Here is a 15,178-nt window from a genome sequence, read left to right as displayed (position 1 = left end):
CCTCGACCCGCAGGGCCTGGAAGGTGCGCTTGGCCGGATGCCCGCCGGTGCGCCGGGTCGCTGCCGGGATCGCCTGGCGCACCAGCTCGGCGAGCTCCGCGGTCGAGGTCAGCCGGTGCTCGGCGCGCCGGCGCCCGATGGCCTGGGCGATCCGCAGCGCGAACCGCTCCTCGCCGTACTCGCGCAGCACCCGGGCCAGCCGGGGCACCGGATAGCTGTTGACGATCTCCTCGGCGGTCAGCGGGTCCTGATCGTCCATCCGCATGTCCAGCGGGGCGTCCTGGGCGTAGGAGAAGCCGCGCTCGACCAGGTCCAGCTGCATCGAGGACACCCCGAGGTCGAACAGCGCCGCGTCGATCCGGGCGAGCCCGAGCTCGTCGAGGACCCGGGGAAGCTGGTCGTAGACCGCATGGATCAGATGGGTGCGCTCGGCGAAACCCGCGAGCCGCTCGGCGCTGAGCCGCAGCGCCTGCCGGTCGCGGTCCAGGCCCACCAGGGTGATGCCCGGATGGGCCCGCAGCAGCGCCTCGCTGTGGCCACCGAGGCCGAGGGTGGCATCGACCAGCACCGCGCCGGCCCGGCTCAGCGCCGGAGCGAGGAGCTCCACCACGCGGTCCAGCAACACCGGGACGTGCCCAGCCGGGGCCGTCGGCTCCGGTTCGCCCATGCGGTGACTCCTGAACATCTCGGGTGGTGCGCTTCACGTGCGGCGCCGGCGGCTGCCCCTCGCATGCCGACGGGTCCCCGCCCGCCTGCCGGCCCGTTCCGCCTGGCGCCGGGGAAGTGCGCCAGGTGGCTCGGACGGTGGCGGGAGGAGGCCGATCCGCATGCGCCGGGGTCGGCGCCGAGCGATGTCGTCGTTCAGGGGCTGGCCTAGAGCAGGCCGGGCAGCACCTCCTCGGCGTCGGCGAAGGACTGCTCGGTGCTCGACAGGTAGTTCTGCCAGGCCGCCGCGTCCCAGACCTCGACCCGGCTGTTGGCTCCGATCACCACGCAGTCCTTGGACAGCCCGGCGTACTCGCGCAGCTGGCCGGGAACGGTGATCCGGCCCTGGCCGTCGGGCACCTCGTGCGAGGCGCTGGCGAAGAACACCCGGCTGTAGTCCCGGACGCTGCGCTGGGTGACCGGCGCCGAGCGGAGCAGCTCGGTGATCCGGCTGAACTCGGCCATCGGGAAGACGAACAGGCAGCGTTCCTGGCCCTTGGTGATCACCAGTCCTCCTTCCAGCTCGGTTCGGAACTTCGCCGGCAGGGCAAGCCGGCCCTTGTCGTCCAGACGGGGGGTGTGCGTTCCGAGAAACACCGCCCACCTCCCTGACTGACCCAGCCCTGATGTGGCCCATGACTAGACAACGGCTTAACACTATCCCCACTATGGCCCACCATACCCCACTGCTCACCACTGTTCTGGGAAAGTTTCCTAGAAAATGACTGCAACACACCCCGAAATCCGTACAAACCGGAACGGCTGCTAGATATATGCCTGAGGGAGTTCCCCACCGCCCCCACGAGGAGCGCCTCGGCCGCTCGGCACGGTCGCCAGCGCTGACGCAGCCTGCAGGTGCGCTCCGCGTTAAGCCGGAGGCGGATGCGGCCGAGACCCTCACCCAGCCTGGCGGAACCAACTACCCTGGAGCCGGACGGGCCAGCGCTGACATACGGCCCTGGACTCATGCATGCTTCTCGACAACGTGGAAGGTCTCCGGGCAGTCAGACGCTGCCGGCGGCCATCGCCAGCTGACAGGACGGATTTCCGCAGTGACACATGCAGCAGCGCAGGCCGCTCACCTGACGGCCGGTTCCACGCAGCAGAACGGTCACGGCCCGCAGCCGGGCGCCAACGGCGCGGTGGACCCTGCGTCGGCGCTCACGCTCGCCGAGGTGGGCCCGGTCGCCCAGCGCATCATCGGCAACATCGAGAAGGTGATCGCCGGCAAGTACGACGTCATCCGGCTGGGGGTCACCGTCCTGCTGGCCGAGGGCCACCTGCTGATCGAGGACGTGCCGGGCGTCGGCAAGACCACCTTCGCCAAGTCGCTGGCGCGGTCGATCGACTGCTCGGTGCGGCGGATCCAGTTCACCCCCGACCTGCTGCCCAGCGACGTCACCGGCGTGAGCATCTTCAACGCCGAGTCCAGCGACTTCGAGTTCAAGCCCGGACCGGTGTTCGCCAACATCCTGCTCGGCGACGAGATCAACCGGGCCTCCCCCAAGACCCAGGCCGCGCTGCTGGAGTGCATGGCCGAGCGCCAGGTCACCGTGGACGGGGTGCGCTACGAGCTGCAGTCGCCGTTCCTGGTGCTGGCCACCCAGAACCCGGTGGAGATGGAGGGCACCTACGCGCTGCCCGAGGCGCAGCGGGACCGCTTCACCGCCAAGATCTCGCTCGGCTACCCCGACCGCGCCGCGGAGATGGCGATGCTCAGCGACCAGACCACCATCGACCCGCTGGCGACCCTGCAGCCGGTGTCGGACGCCGCCCAGATCCGCGCCCTGATCGAGATCGTCCGGACGGTGCACGTCGTGGACTCGGTGAAGGACTACGTCGTCACGCTGGCCGAGTCCACCCGCGACCATCCCGAGATCCGGCTCGGCGCCTCGCCGCGCGCGTCGCTGCACCTGCTGCGCACCGCCAAGGCGATGGCCGCGCTGGCCGGCCGGGACTACGTGCTGCCCGATGACGTGCAGCAGCTGGCCGTTCCGGTGCTGTCGCACCGGATCATCCCGGCGGCGACCGCCACCGTGGCCGGACGAGCACCCGAAGACCTGCTGGCCGAGATCGTGGCGAAGGTCCCGATTCCGGTAGCCAGCCCACGTGGATAGGGCGCCAGCGTGCCAAGCACTCGAACCCTCGGCGGTTCCTCAGCAGCACCCAAGCTGACCGACACGCCCTCGATCGGAACCCAGCGGGTGGCGCTGTCCAGCCGCGGCCGGACCTTCATCGCGGTGGGGGTCATCTCGCTGATCACCGGGATGTTCCTCGGCGTGCTGGACCTGCAGCGCCTGGGCGTGCTCCTGATCGTGCTGCCGATCCCGGCCTGGCTCGCGGTCCGGCAGGCCCGCTCCGGCCTGCGCATCGGGCACGCGGTGACACCGTCGCGGATCGTGGTAGGCGAGCAGGCGCAGGTCAGGCTGGTGCTCGGCAACCCGCACAGCTTCGGCACCGGGCCGCTGCGGATCACCGAGACGGTGCCCGGCGGCCGCCCGCTCCGGTTCAGCGTGGCCGGGGTACGCGGCCGGCAGCGGCGTACGGTGGCCTATCCGCTGCCGGCGCTGCGCCGCGGCCGGTACACCGTGGGTCCCACCACCGTGATGGCCAGCGACCCGTTCGGCCTGGTCACCGCCGACACCCGTTCCACCGATGTAGGAGAGTTGATAGTGCGACCCTCGACCGTCCGGCTGGCGTCCCTCACGCTGCCGGTCGCCTGGCGGGACGGCGCCGCCACGCTGAGCCACTCGGTGGGCAGCGGCGGCTCGGACGACGCCTCGGTCCGCGAGTACCGCCACGGCGATGACCTGCGCAAGATCCACTGGCGCAGCACCGCTCGCTCCGGCGCGTTCATGGTCCGGCAGGAGGAGCGGCCCTGGCAGGGTGAGTCGCTGGTGCTGCTGGACCACCGCGCGCTGGCCTACCCGACCGCTCCGGCCCAGCCGGACTCCGCGGCGCTGGAATGGGCGATCTCGGCTGCGGCCAGCATCGGCTGCCACCTGGCCGAGCGCGGCCGCCGGGTCGCGGTGGTGACCGGCGATGGGGACGTGGCGCACGACACCCCCGGCGCGATCCTGGACATGCTGGCCGGCGTGACCCCCGCCCTGCGCGCCGACGTCGAGCCGCTGGCCGCCGCGCTGGCCGGCCTCGGCCGCGACGCCGCCGTGTTCGCCGTGATCGCGGCCACCCCGAAGAGCTCGGTCAGCGGGCTGCTGCACCGGCCGCAGACGCCGGGCTCGGCGGTGGCCGTGCTGCTGCGCCCCTGGACCTGGGATGCCCCCGGCCATGACCTGCTGGCCGAGGCCGCCTGGCAGTCCAGCGCCGACATGTTGCGGGCCGCCGGCTGGCGAGTGGTGCCGGCCGAGGCGGGCGACGACATAGCCGATCTGTGGCCCAGCCTGCTGTCCGCGCGCGTCCCGAGCGTCGCCCGATGACCGCCCCGGCGAAGTTCACGACCGGGCCCGACCCGGTCGTGGCGGCCGCCACCGGCACGGTCGCCGGCGGCGTGCTGCTGACCACCCTGCCGTTGCGCTCGATCTTCACCGACTGGTCCTGGCTGCTGGTGAGCGTGGGGTGCGTGCTGCCCTACCTGGCCGTCGTCGGGCTGCTCCGGCTCCGCTCGACGCCCCGCTGGTGGCACGTGATCGCCGGCCTGGTGGCCTCGGTGCTGATGGTGCTGTGGGTCTTCGTGCCGCAGCACCTGCTGCTGGGGGTGCTGCCGACGTCCTCGTCGCTCACCGACATCGGCGACCTGCTCAGCAGCGCCAACACCTCGATGCAGCAGGAGCGGGCCCCGCTGGCCTCCACCGGCCCGCTGCGGCTGCTGGTGGCCGCGGCGCTGGTCGCGCTGGTCGCGCTCACCGACGTGCTGGCCGTGATGCTGCGCCGCCCCTTGCTGGCCGCGGCGCCCCTGCTGGAGGTGCTGGCGATCGCGTCGGCGACGTCGGCGAAGGCGGCCCATCCGGTCTGGTTCGCCGCGGCGGCCGGGGGCTTCCTGCTGATCCTGCTGTCGGGCACCCGGCTGCAGGACCGCGCCTGGGGCCCGTCCGTGGACGGCTCCGCAGGCCGGCTCGGTGGCGCCCGCCGGATGGCCGTCACCGGAGTGGTGGCGGCCCTGATCCTTCCGTTGTTGCTGCCGTCGGTGTCGGTGAACGTGCTCGCCAGGGCCACCCATCACAACGGGAACGGCACCGGCAACGGCAACGGCCAGATCGTGCTGAACAGCCTGGCCTCGCTGCGCGGCTCGCTGCAGCGTCCCACCCCGGTCCAGCTGTTCCGGGTGCAGGCGACCAACGGCACGCCGTTCTACGTCCGCCAGGAGGTCCTCGACCAGTTCTCCAACGACGGCTGGCGGCCCTCCCGGCGCGGGATCGACCAGGGCCTGACGCCGCTGGGTCAGCGGCCCTACCCTGTCCTTCCGCACGACCCGGACCGCTCCGACCAGGCGCCGGCCTTCCGCTACAACGCCCAGTTCACGATCCTGGGGCTCGGCGGCCGGACCTTGCCGATCCTGTCCAATCCGCAGGAGCTGCGGACGACCAACGGCGGCGACTGGAGCAGCGCCACGGCCAGCGTCGTGAACGTCTCCCTCAAGCGCGGCATGACCTACTCCGAGCAGGTCGCCCAGCCGACGCCCTCGGTGGCGAGCTTGAGAGCGGCCCAGGCGTGGACCGGCGACCCAGCCGAGCAAGCGCGGCTGCTCAGGCTTCCGGAGGACCTGCCTGCTTCGGTGGCCGAGCTGACCGACCGGCTCACCGGCCGCCTGGCCCGTCCCTATGAGAAGGCCAAGGCGATCTCGGACTACTTCACCGACGGCAAGAACGGATTCAAGTACTCCCTGAGCGCGCCGCCGGACGACGGGCGCAACGCGCTGGAGAACTTCCTGAACCAGAAGCAGGGCTTCTGCCAGCAGTACGCCGCCGCCGCGGCGGTGCTGATGCGCCAGGCCGGACTGCCCACCCGGGTCGTGCTGGGTTACACCCACCGCCAGCCCGACACCAACGGGGTGTTCACGGTGACCACCTCCGATGCGCACTCCTGGGTGGAGGTGTACTTCCAGTCGATCGGGTGGATCCCGTTCGACCCCACCCCGCTGGCCGGCGCCGATGCCGGCCGGGCAGTCGATCTGCCCTGGGCCGCCCACCCGGCACGGGACGCCGAGCAGACCGCTGAACCGACCGCCAACCGGGGACCGTCCAGCGCCGGCCCGTCGGTCGCCGAACAGCCGAGCCAGGTATCCGAGGCCGACCAGAGCTCCGGGCTGTCCGCCGTCGTGGTGGAGGTCGTGCTGCTGGTGCTGCTCGCGATCCTCCTCATCCTGGCCGTGATCTTCGGGCCGCAGTGGCTGCGGCAACGGCAACGCCGGCGGCGGCTGGAACGGGCCCGGACGACCGGCAACCCCGAGCCGCTCTGGCTGGAGCTGGCGGCGACGGCGACCGACCGGGACGCGCTGTGGCCCAGCACCATCACGGTGCGCCAGGTGCCCGGCTGGCTGTCCCGGCACGGCATCGACGAGCGCGGGCGGGTGGCGGTGACCGCGGTGGCCGATCGGGTAGAGCGCGACCGGTTCAGCGCGCAGCTGGTCGATGAGGTGCCGCCGGACTCCATCGCGGCCCTGGACCAGGCGCTGACCCGATGGGCGCGGCGCACCGACCGGCGGTTGAGCCTGATGCACCGCTGGCTGCCCCGGTCGCTGATCAGCGGCCAGCCGCGCTGGCGGCGCTGACCTTTCGGTTGGCTGCGCGCTGACTGCGCTCCGGGCCTTCGAGGCGACCTTGAGGATCAGCTCTAGGAGTCAGCCTGCGAAAGCAGCTCCTAGGAGTCAGCCCAACAGCGCAGCTGCCTGCAGCAGTACCCGAGCACTCAACGGCCCCGGTCCGCTGACTGAGTTCAAGCAGTCAGCAGGCCGGGGCCGATGAGCGGAGCTGTCAGTTTTCCTCGAACCGCTTGCGCATCCGGTCTTCCATCTTGGTGCGCAAGCTGCCCGACTTCGCATTGCGGGAATGACCCGCCTGAGACGCCAGCGATGCCGTTCCGTTCTGCCGCGGACCCCGCAGGGCACTTGCGGCAGCAACACACGACCCGACGATCAGAACAAATCCCAGGACGCCGAGCAAGATCACGTTGGCAGTCAGGCCGACCAACACCACGGCGAGCCCGAGCAGGACGCCCACCACGGACAACGCGAGCATGGTTCGCGCGCGGTTCCTCGGCCGGGCCGACCTGACAGAGGACGCGAACTTCGGATCCTCCGCGTACAGGGCTTGTTCTATTTCGTCGAGCAGTCTCTGCTCATGCTCGGAGAGCGGCATGATGCCCTCCAATCCCTGTCGCTAAGTAGTGAACCATTACCAAAGCCGGTCCCTCAGCGCCGAAAGTGCTCTCCGGCGGGTGAAGGGACACACCGTCGAGCATACGAGCCGAAATGTGAGTGCGAAAGTTGTCTGCGATGATTGCTGGTCCAGCGGGGATCATTCGTTACCTGCCGGGCCTGCCAGCCGCTGCGATCGGTCCACCGAACGGTTGAATCCGCCTACCGACCGGCTCTCGGAGTCCCGCCCCAGCAGGGAGGCCGGCCCGACCACCGGCCTGCCGAACCGGGCGGTCAGGGCATCGATCACCCGGTCGGTGGGCCCGTTGGCCGGCTTCTGGTCATCGAAGAGGTCCAGCGCGAGCTGGGTGGCCTCGGCGGCCGGACGCAGGTTCTCGGCCTTGACCCCCACCAGCCTGATCCGCGGTCGGTCCAACTTCAGCGACCGGTACAGCTGCACCGTCTCGGAGTACACCACCGCTGCCGCATCGGTCGGCTCGGGCAGGGTGTGCACCCGGGTGACGGTGGTGAAATCGGCGAACCTGATCTTGATGCCGACGGTGCGGGCAACCCAGCCGGCCTGGCGCAGCCGCTCGGCAACCTCCCCGGAGCCGCGCAGCAGCTCACGGCAGACCTCGGCCTCGGTGAGCAGGTCGCTGGCCAGCGTCCGGTCGGTGGAGATCGACTTCTCCACGTGGGCCGGATTGACGGCGCGCTCGTCGTGGCCGTTGGCCAGCGCGTGCAGGTGAGCGGCCGAGGCGTTGCCGACGGCCCGCCGCAAGGTGTCCAGCGGAGTTACCGCCAGCTCCCCCACGGTGCGGATGCCGAGCCTGCGCAGCGGTTCGGCGGTGCGCTGCCCCACCCCCCACAGCGCGGTCACCGGCAGCGGGTGCAGGAATTCGAGCACTCCGGCCCTGCTGACCACCCGCAGGCCGTCCGGCTTGCAACTGCCGGAGGCGAGCTTGGCGACCGATTTGATCGGGGCGACTCCGACCGAGCAGGTGAGCTGGTGCTCTTCGAAGACCCGGCGCCGGATCAGGCGGGCGATCTCGGCCGGCCTGCCGAACAACCCGACAGCTCCCGAGACGTCCAGGAAGGCCTCGTCCAGCGACAGTGGCTCCACCAGCGGCGTGACGTCGGCGAAGATGCGCATGACCGCGCTGGAGGCCTCGGCATAGGCCTTGCGATCAGGCGCCACCACGACCAGTTGCGGGCACAGCCGCAACGCCTGCCCCATCGGCATCGCGCTGCGGACGCCGAACCTGCGGGCCGGGTAGGAGGCGGCCATCACCACGCCGCGGCCGCCGGCGCCGCCGACCACGACCGGCAGGTCGCGCAGCTCCGGCCGTGCCCTGATCTCGACGCTGGCGAAGAAGGCGTCCATGTCGACGTGCAGGACGTGGCAGCCGGTGTCGTCGCCGTCGATCTCCCCCGATGCGCGGGGCAGGTCCGCGCTTCGCCCCATGGCAGGCGCCCGGTCTAGCCGGCTGCCGGGCGGCGCGCCTGCACGTGCAGCCGGGAGGCGATGTCGCGATAGGGCGGCCGGCCGGCCACCGCCGACTCCAGCTCCGACAGCGCGGCCATGACCCCGGGGCGCTCCAGCTCGACGCCCGGCACCAGATCGGTGAACACGCCCAGGCCCTCGATGGTCTCGACCTGCAGCCCGGCGGCCCGGCACTGGCCGGCCAGCGTCTCGACGTCGTAGGAGTGCCGAACGGGCCGGGAGAACGTCTCGAGCGCACCGGCCACGTCACCGGCGAGCACCCGGGCGAGCACTCCGGCCACCGGATTGGCCACCACGGCGCTCAGCACGCCGCCGGGACGCAGCGCGGTGGCGATCTGGCGCACCACCGGGACGGGGTTCAGCACGTCCTCCAGGACGTCATGGGCGAGCACCAGGTCGAAGGCGTCGGCCGCCACCAGCTCGGCCAGCGATTCCGCCTCACCCTGGACGGCGGTGATCCGGTCGGGGACGCCGGCTTCGGCCGCCCGGCGCATCAGGGTGGCCAGCGCATCGATGCTGACGTCCACCACGGTGACTGTCGCGCCCAGCGCGGCCAGCGGCACCGCGAGGCTGCCGGACCCGCCGCCGCAGTCCAGCACCTGGGGCGCGGCGCCGGCGTCCGCCAGGATGCGCTGGAGGCCGGCCCACAGCAGCGGTGAGCGGCCGCGAGGAGACCACGCAGCATCCGGGCTGGACGGTGCGGGACCGCCGGCTGCCTGGTCTGGCGCATCGTGAGCCACAAGAACAGACACTAGCGCTGTCGCACCGGTCAACTGGCGACCCCGAGCACGAGCACACCAACCATGCGCTCGACGATCGCGATGAATTCACCCGCCGCCCGCAGCAGGTCATCGGCGTCGCGCTCCGACACCACGGTGGTCGCCCCCGCTTCGATGGCCGCTCGGCGGCGGGCGCTGTCGGCGAAGTAGACCGTCCACTCGGACAACTCGGGCGCCACGGACTCGAGCAGCACCCAGGCGCTGGTCGGGCGGCGCCGGCTGGCGGCGACCGGCCGGGCGCGCAACGCCAGCACGGCAGCAGCCGCACGCAGGGCTGCGAGGTGGGCCGAGCGGTACTTCTCGGTGGCCCGGGTCTCCAGCACGGCTTCGGCCCAGGTCGTCTTGGCCTGGGACAGCAGGGAATCCACGCTCGGCGGCAGCAAGCTCGTCATGCCGTTCTCCTCGCTCTGGCATCGAATCGAAAGTATGTTCGAACAATAGCACGGTCGCGGCGAATAGCCAGCAAGGCTCGACACGTTCGGCTGCACCGCGGGAAGGGCATGATCGAAGGCTAGAGCCACCCTCTGACAACGAGCTCCGACAACAACTCTCAGTCGAGGCCGAGCGCCGCGACGGCGCCGATCACCACCACCGACGGGGCGCCCACGCCGGCCCGCTTGACCTCCGCAGCCAGCCCGGCCAGCGTCGAGCGCACCACCCGCTGATCGGGCAGGGTGGCGCGGTGGATGGCCGCGGCCGGGGTATCGGCCGGCCGGCCGTGCTCGATCAGCTCCGCGGCGATGGCGCCCAGGCTCTCCATGCCCATCAGCACCACCAGGGTGGCCGGCCCGACCGCCAGCTCCGGCCAGTTCCAGCCGGCCTCGGCCCGCCCCGGATCGCGATGGCCCGACACCACCGCGAAGTCGGCGGCCAGGCCACGGTGGGTCACCGGAATGCCGGCAGCGGCCGGCGCGGCGATCGCCGACGTGATGCCGGGCACCACCTGGACGGCGATCCCGGCGGCGACGCAGGCCGCCACCTCCTCACCGCCACGGCCGAAGACGAACGGGTCCCCGCCCTTGAGCCGGACCACCCGCTTGCCCCGCTGGGCGCGGTCGACGATGACCGCGTTGATCTCGTCCTGGGTCAGGTTGTGCCGGTGCGCGGACTTGCCGCAGTCGATGATCTCGACATCGGGGTCGAGCGCCTGCAACAGCGACCGGGGCGCCAGCCGGTCGGTGACCACCACGTCGGCCTCCAGCAGCAGCCGCCGTCCCCGGACGGTGATCAGCTCCGGATCCCCCGGCCCGCCGCCGACCAGCGCGACGCTGCCGGTGCTGGCCGGACGGACCGGGCGGCTGGCCAGCTCGCCGGTCTGCAGCGCCGAGGCGATCAGATCGCGCAGCCCGGCTGCCCGCCGCGGGTCGTCGCCGGCGTTCACCGACACGGTCAGCTCGCCGCTGCGCAGGATCGCCGGCACCCGGGCGGTGCCCGCGGCGGCGGTGTCGGCCCGGACGCAGAAGATCCGGCCCGCCGCGGCCTCCTCGGCGACCGCCGCGTGGACCGCCGGGTCATCGGTGGCCGTGACCGCCAGCCAGGCCTCGGCCAGGTCACCGGGCTGGTAGCGCCGGCGCAGCAGCTCGACCGGGGCGCCGGCGAGCTCCGGCGCGACCTCGGGGGCGATCACCACCACCTCCGCGCCCGCCTCGGTGAACGTCCGGGCGCGCCGGGTCGCCACCGCGCCGCCCCCGACGATCACCACCCGGCGGCCGAGCAGGTCCAGGAGGATGGGCAGGCCGGTCACCGGAGCAGTCTCCCCCGCCGGCCGGGCAGGCCGGTAATCGAGTCGGCCGGCGAACGGCTGGAGATACGGCGAACAGCTGGAGATACGGCGAACGGCTGGAGATACGGCGAACGGCTGGAGATCAGGCCGCGAACTCGCACGCCAGGGTGGTGAGCGCCCGGGCGCAGCTGGCCACGCTGTCCAGGTCGACCCATTCGATCTCGGCATGGGCGCCGTCGCCCCTCGGGCCGAACAGGACGGTGGGAATCCCGGCGGCGGCGAGAAACGCCGAGTCCGCCCAGTAGCTCAGCCCGGTGGGCGTCCGTGGCCGGCCGTCGCACCGGGTGGCGGCGTCCAGCATCATCGCGACGATCGGTTCGGCGGCCGAGGTCTCCAGGGCGTCCCGGGCCAGGACGGTCCGGGCCCGGGCGTTGAGGCCGGGCTGGCTCCGGCGGCACCCGTCGAGCAGGCCGGCGATGTCCGCCTCGACCTCGGCCACCGACTGCCCGGGCAGCGTGCGGCGCTCCAGGGTGAGCGTGCAGAGCTCCGGAACGGTCGACTCGCCGCTGCCGCCGCTGATCAGGGACGCGTGCACCGTGCTCTGGCCGAGCAGCGGGTGTGGGGCTCGGGCCGCCAGCGTTTCGTCGAGCCGGTGGACGGCGGCGAGGATCCCGCCCGCGTGGGTGATCGCGTTGATGCCGAGGTGGGGACGGGAACCGTGGGCGGCCCGGCCGATCACCTCGATCTCGGTCCAGACGAATCCCTTGTGCGCGACGGCGACATCGAGCTCGGTGGGTTCGGTCACCACGGCTGCGTCGACCACGGCGCCATCGCCGGTGAGGTGCGGCAGGACGGCCTGGATCCCGGTGCTGGAATGCTCCTCGTCGGCGACGGCCGCGACGATGACCCGGCCGCCGATCCCGGCCGCGGCGGCATCCCGGCAGGCCACCAGCGCGGCGGCCAGCCCGGCCTTCATGTCGTAGCTGCCCCGCCCGTACAGGCGGCCGCCGTCGACCGTGGCGGCCAGCGGCGCGCGCATGGCGCCGTGGTCGACGGTGTCGAGGTGCCCGCACAGCAGCAGGGTCCGGCCACCGTCCCCGCGGCCGCCACGCACGATCACGCTGGGCCGTCCGTCCGGGCCGAGGACCGTCCGGACGTCCAGGCCGCAGCCTTCGGCCCAGTCGCGGACGTAGTCGGCGATGGCGTGCTCACCGGCCGCGCCGGGCTGCAGGCTCGGGTTGACCGAGTCGATGCCGACCAGATCGGCTGTGAGGGCAAGGACGTCCTGGGCAGCCGGGTCACTCATCGGCCAGCCGCACCAGGGTGGTGGCCAGCACGTCGATGCCCCGCGCGCACGCCTCGGGCGTGGAGTACTCGCGCGGGTTATGGCTGATGCCGTCGTACTCGCCGCGGACGAAGATCATCGCGGTCGGGCAGATCGCGGCCATCTCCTGGGCGTCGTGGCCGGCGCCGGACAGCAGCGACAGGTGCGCCAGCCCGTGGTCGTCGGCAGCGGCAGCGATGGCCTTCTGGATGCCGGCGTCGAAGGGCACGTAACTGGTCCTGGCCATCCGGCGGGTGCTGAGGGTGATCCCGGGCTGGCCCTCGAGTTCGGCCAGGTAGCCGGCGAGATCGGCCTCGGCCCGGGCCATCTGCTCGTCGTCGGGATTGCGCAGATCGACGGTCAGCTCGGCGCGGGCCGGCACGATGTTGGTCAGGTCGGGATGCACGGCGAGGTGGCCGACGGTCGCCCGCAGCGCGCCGTAGCGGCCGGAATCGACCATCTCCCGCAGGTGCAAGACGATCCGCGCGGCCGCGATGCCCGCGTCGGCCCGCAGCTCGGTGGGAGTGGTGCCGGCGTGCGCGGCGCGGCCGTGAATGGTGATCTCCTGCCAGGAGATGCCCTGCACGCCGGTGACGACGCCGACGGTCAGCCCGGCATGGGCCAGCACCGGCCCCTGCTCGATGTGGCATTCGACGTAGGCGTGCGGCGGGGAGAAGCAAGCCGCCCCCTCGCCGGCGAACCCGGTGCGCCGCAACTCCCCGCCGACGGTGCACCCATCGCGATCGATCAGATCGTGCGCGTCCTGAAGAGGGATTCGACCGGCCGCGACGGCGCTGCCCAGCATGTCGGTGCCGAACCGGACGCCTTCCTCCTCGGTGAAGACCACCACCTCCACCGGCCGCCGCGTGCTGATGCGGCGCTCGTTGAGGGTGCGGACCACCTCCAGGCCGCCGAGCACGCCGAGGCAGCCGTCGAAGGCGCCGGCGGTGGCGACGCTGTCCAGGTGGGAGCCGGTCACGACCGGAGCGGCCGTGGCGTCGGCGCCCTCCCGGCGGGCGATGATGTTGCCCATCGGGTCGATCCGGACGCTCATCCCGGCCTCGCGCAGCCAGCCGATCACCAGCCGGCGGCCCTCGGCGTCGGCGTCGGTGAGGGCCAGCCGGTTGACGCCGCGCAGGCCGGTCCTCGCGTCGGAATACGCGCCGATCTCGGCCAGCTCCATCAGCGACTCCCACAGCCGCCGGCCGTCGACGGTGATCGGCCCAGTGGTCATGGAGCGCTCGCGCTGGGGTTGGCGGTGCTGCTCTCGGTGGAGAGCAGCACCACGGTGGATTCCTCGTCCACTCCCAGGGAACGGCGAAGATCGGGGTCGGCGAGGACGAGCCGCGCCGCTGCCAGGGTGGCCGCGCCGCACGGGCCGCTGGGCACTCCGGCGGCAGCCAGGTCGCCCACGGCGGCGGCAGCCTCTGCGTCGCTCACGGCCACGGCGGCGTCCAGACCCTGTCGCAGGTAGGGCCAGGCGGCAGCGGAGGGGGTTTCGCAGCACAGCCCGGTCATGATGGACGGCGCGGTGGCGACACTGACCAGCTCGTCCTGCTGCAGGCTTTGCAGCGCGCAGGCAGCGCCATCCGGCTCCACGGACAGCAACGCCGGTGGGTGCCCGATCCCGGGTCGCCGGTAGTGGCCGATCGCGGCCTGCGCCAGCGAGCCGACACCGACCGGGACGACCAGCAGGTCGAGAGGCGTCGCGCCCAGCTGCTCGTCGATCTCGACGAACATGGTGCGGTAGCCCTCGACGATCCAGGCCGGCAGCTGCTCGTAGCCGGGCCACGCGGTGTCCTGCACCAGCAGCCCGCCGGTGCGCTCGACGTCCGCGATGGCCGCGGCGACGGCAGCATCGTAGGAATCCTCGACTGTTGTCACGGTTGCGCCTTCGGCTTCTATGGCGGCGACCGCTGCCGGATGGACGCCGGCCGGGACGAAGATCCGCGCGGCCAGCCCTCGCTGCGCCGCCACCCAGGCCACCGCCCGGCCGTGGTTGCCGTCGGTGGCGGCCACCAGCGTCGTCACGTCGCCGGCGCCGCCGGACAGCGCGCTCTCGATGGCCCAGGACGCGCCCAGGATCTTGAACGCGGGCAGCCCGAACCGGTCCGACTCGTCCTTCACCAGCACCCGGCCGACCGCCAGCTCGACTGCCAGCCCCGGCGCCTCGACGAGGGGGCTGGGCCGGTAGCCGGGCAGGGACCGGTGGAACTCGGCCGGGTTGCTGCCGGGCGCCGGGGCACGCCAGCTCCGCGCCGGGTGCGGGGCGGTCCAGGTCGAGGAGTGCAGCGCGGTCATGGCTGACAACGTAGGGGCAACGTCAGGCCCGGTCCAGTGACCCGGCCTGGGCCGCTTGACGGTGATGGCCGCACAGCGTCCGCGACTCCGCCGGCTCCCGCTTATCGCGCTGCCTGGCGCAGCGTTTTTCCTCTGGCGCGCGGATGTGTAACCATGGACGAGTGCGCCGGAACCTGCTCCTGACCTCGCGCCGCCACATCGATCTGCTTCGGGTGGCCGGCGCGGTCTGTTGATCTTCCCTTCGCCAGATTTCTAGCCCATAGCGGGCAATCTTGAAGGGATGCGGCCGGCAATGGCGGCAGGCAAAGGGCAAGGTCAGTGGGCGCTGGGCTATCGCGAGCCCCTGAACCCCAATGAGCGCACCAAGCGCGACAACGACGGTCTGCTGGTCAAGCAGCGGATCATCGACATCTACCAGCACACCGGCTTCGACGGCATCGATCCCGGTGACCTGCGCGGCCGGTTCCGCTGGTACGGCCTCTACACCCAGCGGGCCCAGGGGATTCCCGGCGGGCGGACCGCCAGCCTG

The 15,178-nt window shown here is 72.2% G+C and carries 14 protein-coding genes and 1 pseudogene; 5 read left to right on the top strand and 10 right to left on the bottom strand.

Features of this window, described 5'->3' with window-relative positions; translation table 11 throughout:
* Together rsmH and mraZ are read right to left on the bottom strand one after the other, a co-directional pair.
* A partial coding sequence (gene rsmH / locus VF612_RS00075) for a 16S rRNA (cytosine(1402)-N(4))-methyltransferase RsmH (RefSeq protein ID WP_408657803.1) occupies positions 1 to 667 on the bottom strand: 667 nt, incomplete at its 3' end.
* Positions 668 to 873: 206 nt separating this feature from the next.
* On the bottom strand, positions 874 to 1,302 hold the full coding sequence (mraZ, locus tag VF612_RS00070) for a division/cell wall cluster transcriptional repressor MraZ (RefSeq protein ID WP_408657802.1): 429 nt from the start codon (positions 1,300 to 1,302) through the stop codon (positions 874 to 876).
* A gap of 545 nt (positions 1,303 to 1,847) precedes the next feature.
* On the opposite strand from mraZ, the gene VF612_RS00065 reads away from it, so the two are divergent.
* Genes VF612_RS00065 through VF612_RS00055 form a run of 3 tightly spaced genes read left to right on the top strand, consistent with a single transcriptional unit; the run spans position 1,848 to position 6,433 of the window.
* A complete protein-coding gene (locus tag VF612_RS00065; protein ID WP_408657804.1) occupies positions 1,848 to 2,822 on the top strand; it encodes an AAA family ATPase in 975 nt (324 codons plus the stop codon).
* Between the two features lie 9 nt (positions 2,823 to 2,831).
* Complete coding sequence (locus tag VF612_RS00060; protein ID WP_408657801.1) at positions 2,832 to 4,142, top strand: DUF58 domain-containing protein; 1,311 nt, start codon at positions 2,832 to 2,834, stop codon at positions 4,140 to 4,142.
* Positions 4,139 to 6,433 (top strand): transglutaminaseTgpA domain-containing protein, encoded by a 2,295-nt coding sequence (locus VF612_RS00055; RefSeq protein ID WP_408657800.1) that lies wholly within the window; start codon positions 4,139 to 4,141, stop codon positions 6,431 to 6,433. Before VF612_RS00060 ends, VF612_RS00055 begins: the two co-directional genes overlap by 4 nt.
* 202 nt (positions 6,434 to 6,635) lie before the next feature.
* On the opposite strand, the gene VF612_RS00050 is transcribed toward VF612_RS00055, so the two are convergent.
* The 8 genes from VF612_RS00050 to VF612_RS00015 all read right to left on the bottom strand — a co-directional run bounded on the left by VF612_RS00050 (position 6,636) and on the right by VF612_RS00015 (position 14,649).
* Positions 6,636 to 7,019: a DUF3040 domain-containing protein gene (locus VF612_RS00050; RefSeq protein WP_408657799.1), complete on the bottom strand. Its 384-nt coding sequence runs from the start codon at positions 7,017 to 7,019 to the stop codon at positions 6,636 to 6,638.
* 159 nt (positions 7,020 to 7,178) lie between these two features.
* Entirely contained in the window at positions 7,179 to 8,483 is a 1,305-nt protein-coding gene (dinB, locus tag VF612_RS00045; protein ID WP_408657798.1) for a DNA polymerase IV, read from the bottom strand.
* 14 nt (positions 8,484 to 8,497) lie between these two features.
* Positions 8,498 to 9,262 carry a methyltransferase domain-containing protein gene (locus VF612_RS00040; protein ID WP_408657797.1) on the bottom strand — a complete coding sequence of 255 codons (765 nt, stop codon included), beginning with the start codon at positions 9,260 to 9,262 and terminating at the stop codon, positions 8,498 to 8,500.
* A gap of 29 nt (positions 9,263 to 9,291) precedes the next feature.
* Positions 9,292 to 9,693, bottom strand: coding sequence for an SAV_6107 family HEPN domain-containing protein (locus tag VF612_RS00035; protein ID WP_408657796.1), 402 nt, complete (start codon positions 9,691 to 9,693; stop codon positions 9,292 to 9,294).
* 158 nt (positions 9,694 to 9,851) lie between these two features.
* Positions 9,852 to 11,045, bottom strand: coding sequence for a uroporphyrinogen-III C-methyltransferase (gene cobA, locus VF612_RS00030; protein ID WP_408657795.1), 1,194 nt, complete (start codon positions 11,043 to 11,045; stop codon positions 9,852 to 9,854).
* Positions 11,046 to 11,166: 121 nt separating this feature from the next.
* Complete coding sequence (locus tag VF612_RS00025) at positions 11,167 to 12,330, bottom strand: M20/M25/M40 family metallo-hydrolase (protein WP_408657794.1); 1,164 nt, start codon at positions 12,328 to 12,330, stop codon at positions 11,167 to 11,169.
* Complete coding sequence (locus VF612_RS00020) at positions 12,323 to 13,582, bottom strand: hydantoinase/carbamoylase family amidase (RefSeq protein WP_408657793.1); 1,260 nt, start codon at positions 13,580 to 13,582, stop codon at positions 12,323 to 12,325. Before VF612_RS00020 ends, VF612_RS00025 begins: the two co-directional genes overlap by 8 nt.
* Positions 13,579 to 14,649, bottom strand: coding sequence for a pyridoxal-phosphate dependent enzyme (locus VF612_RS00015; protein ID WP_408657792.1), 1,071 nt, complete (start codon positions 14,647 to 14,649; stop codon positions 13,579 to 13,581). The genes VF612_RS00020 and VF612_RS00015 overlap by 4 nt, the downstream gene beginning before the upstream one ends.
* A 143-nt stretch (positions 14,650 to 14,792) precedes the next feature.
* Here VF612_RS00015 and VF612_RS00010 point away from each other — a divergent pair, with 143 nt between their 5' ends.
* On the top strand, positions 14,793 to 14,882 hold the full coding sequence (locus VF612_RS00010) for a putative leader peptide (protein ID WP_408657791.1): 90 nt from the start codon (positions 14,793 to 14,795) through the stop codon (positions 14,880 to 14,882).
* A 59-nt stretch (positions 14,883 to 14,941) separates the two neighbouring features.
* Positions 14,942 to 15,178 (top strand): annotated as a pseudogene (locus VF612_RS00005) (nitrite/sulfite reductase); the annotation flags it as partial.

It is taken from the genome of Jatrophihabitans sp. (assembly GCF_036388195.1).
Lineage (GTDB): Bacteria > Actinomycetota > Actinomycetes > Mycobacteriales > Jatrophihabitantaceae > Jatrophihabitans_A.
This window is presented reverse-complemented; position numbering and strand designations above follow the sequence as displayed.

Coding starts and splice junctions, on each gene's coding strand:
- VF612_RS00055 (WP_408657800.1), top strand. CDS start 4,139: ATGACCGCCCCGGCGAAGTTCACGACCGGGCCCGACCCGGTCGTGGCG.
- VF612_RS00050 (WP_408657799.1), bottom strand. CDS start 7,019: ATGCCGCTCTCCGAGCATGAGCAGAGACTGCTCGACGAAATAGAACAA.
- dinB (WP_408657798.1), bottom strand. CDS start 8,483: ATGGGGCGAAGCGCGGACCTGCCCCGCGCATCGGGGGAGATCGACGGC.
- VF612_RS00035 (WP_408657796.1), bottom strand. CDS start 9,693: ATGACGAGCTTGCTGCCGCCGAGCGTGGATTCCCTGCTGTCCCAGGCC.
- VF612_RS00025 (WP_408657794.1), bottom strand. CDS start 12,330: ATGAGTGACCCGGCTGCCCAGGACGTCCTTGCCCTCACAGCCGATCTG.
- VF612_RS00020 (WP_408657793.1), bottom strand. CDS start 13,582: ATGACCACTGGGCCGATCACCGTCGACGGCCGGCGGCTGTGGGAGTCG.
- VF612_RS00015 (WP_408657792.1), bottom strand. CDS start 14,649: ATGACCGCGCTGCACTCCTCGACCTGGACCGCCCCGCACCCGGCGCGG.
- VF612_RS00010 (WP_408657791.1), top strand. CDS start 14,793: ATGTGTAACCATGGACGAGTGCGCCGGAACCTGCTCCTGACCTCGCGC.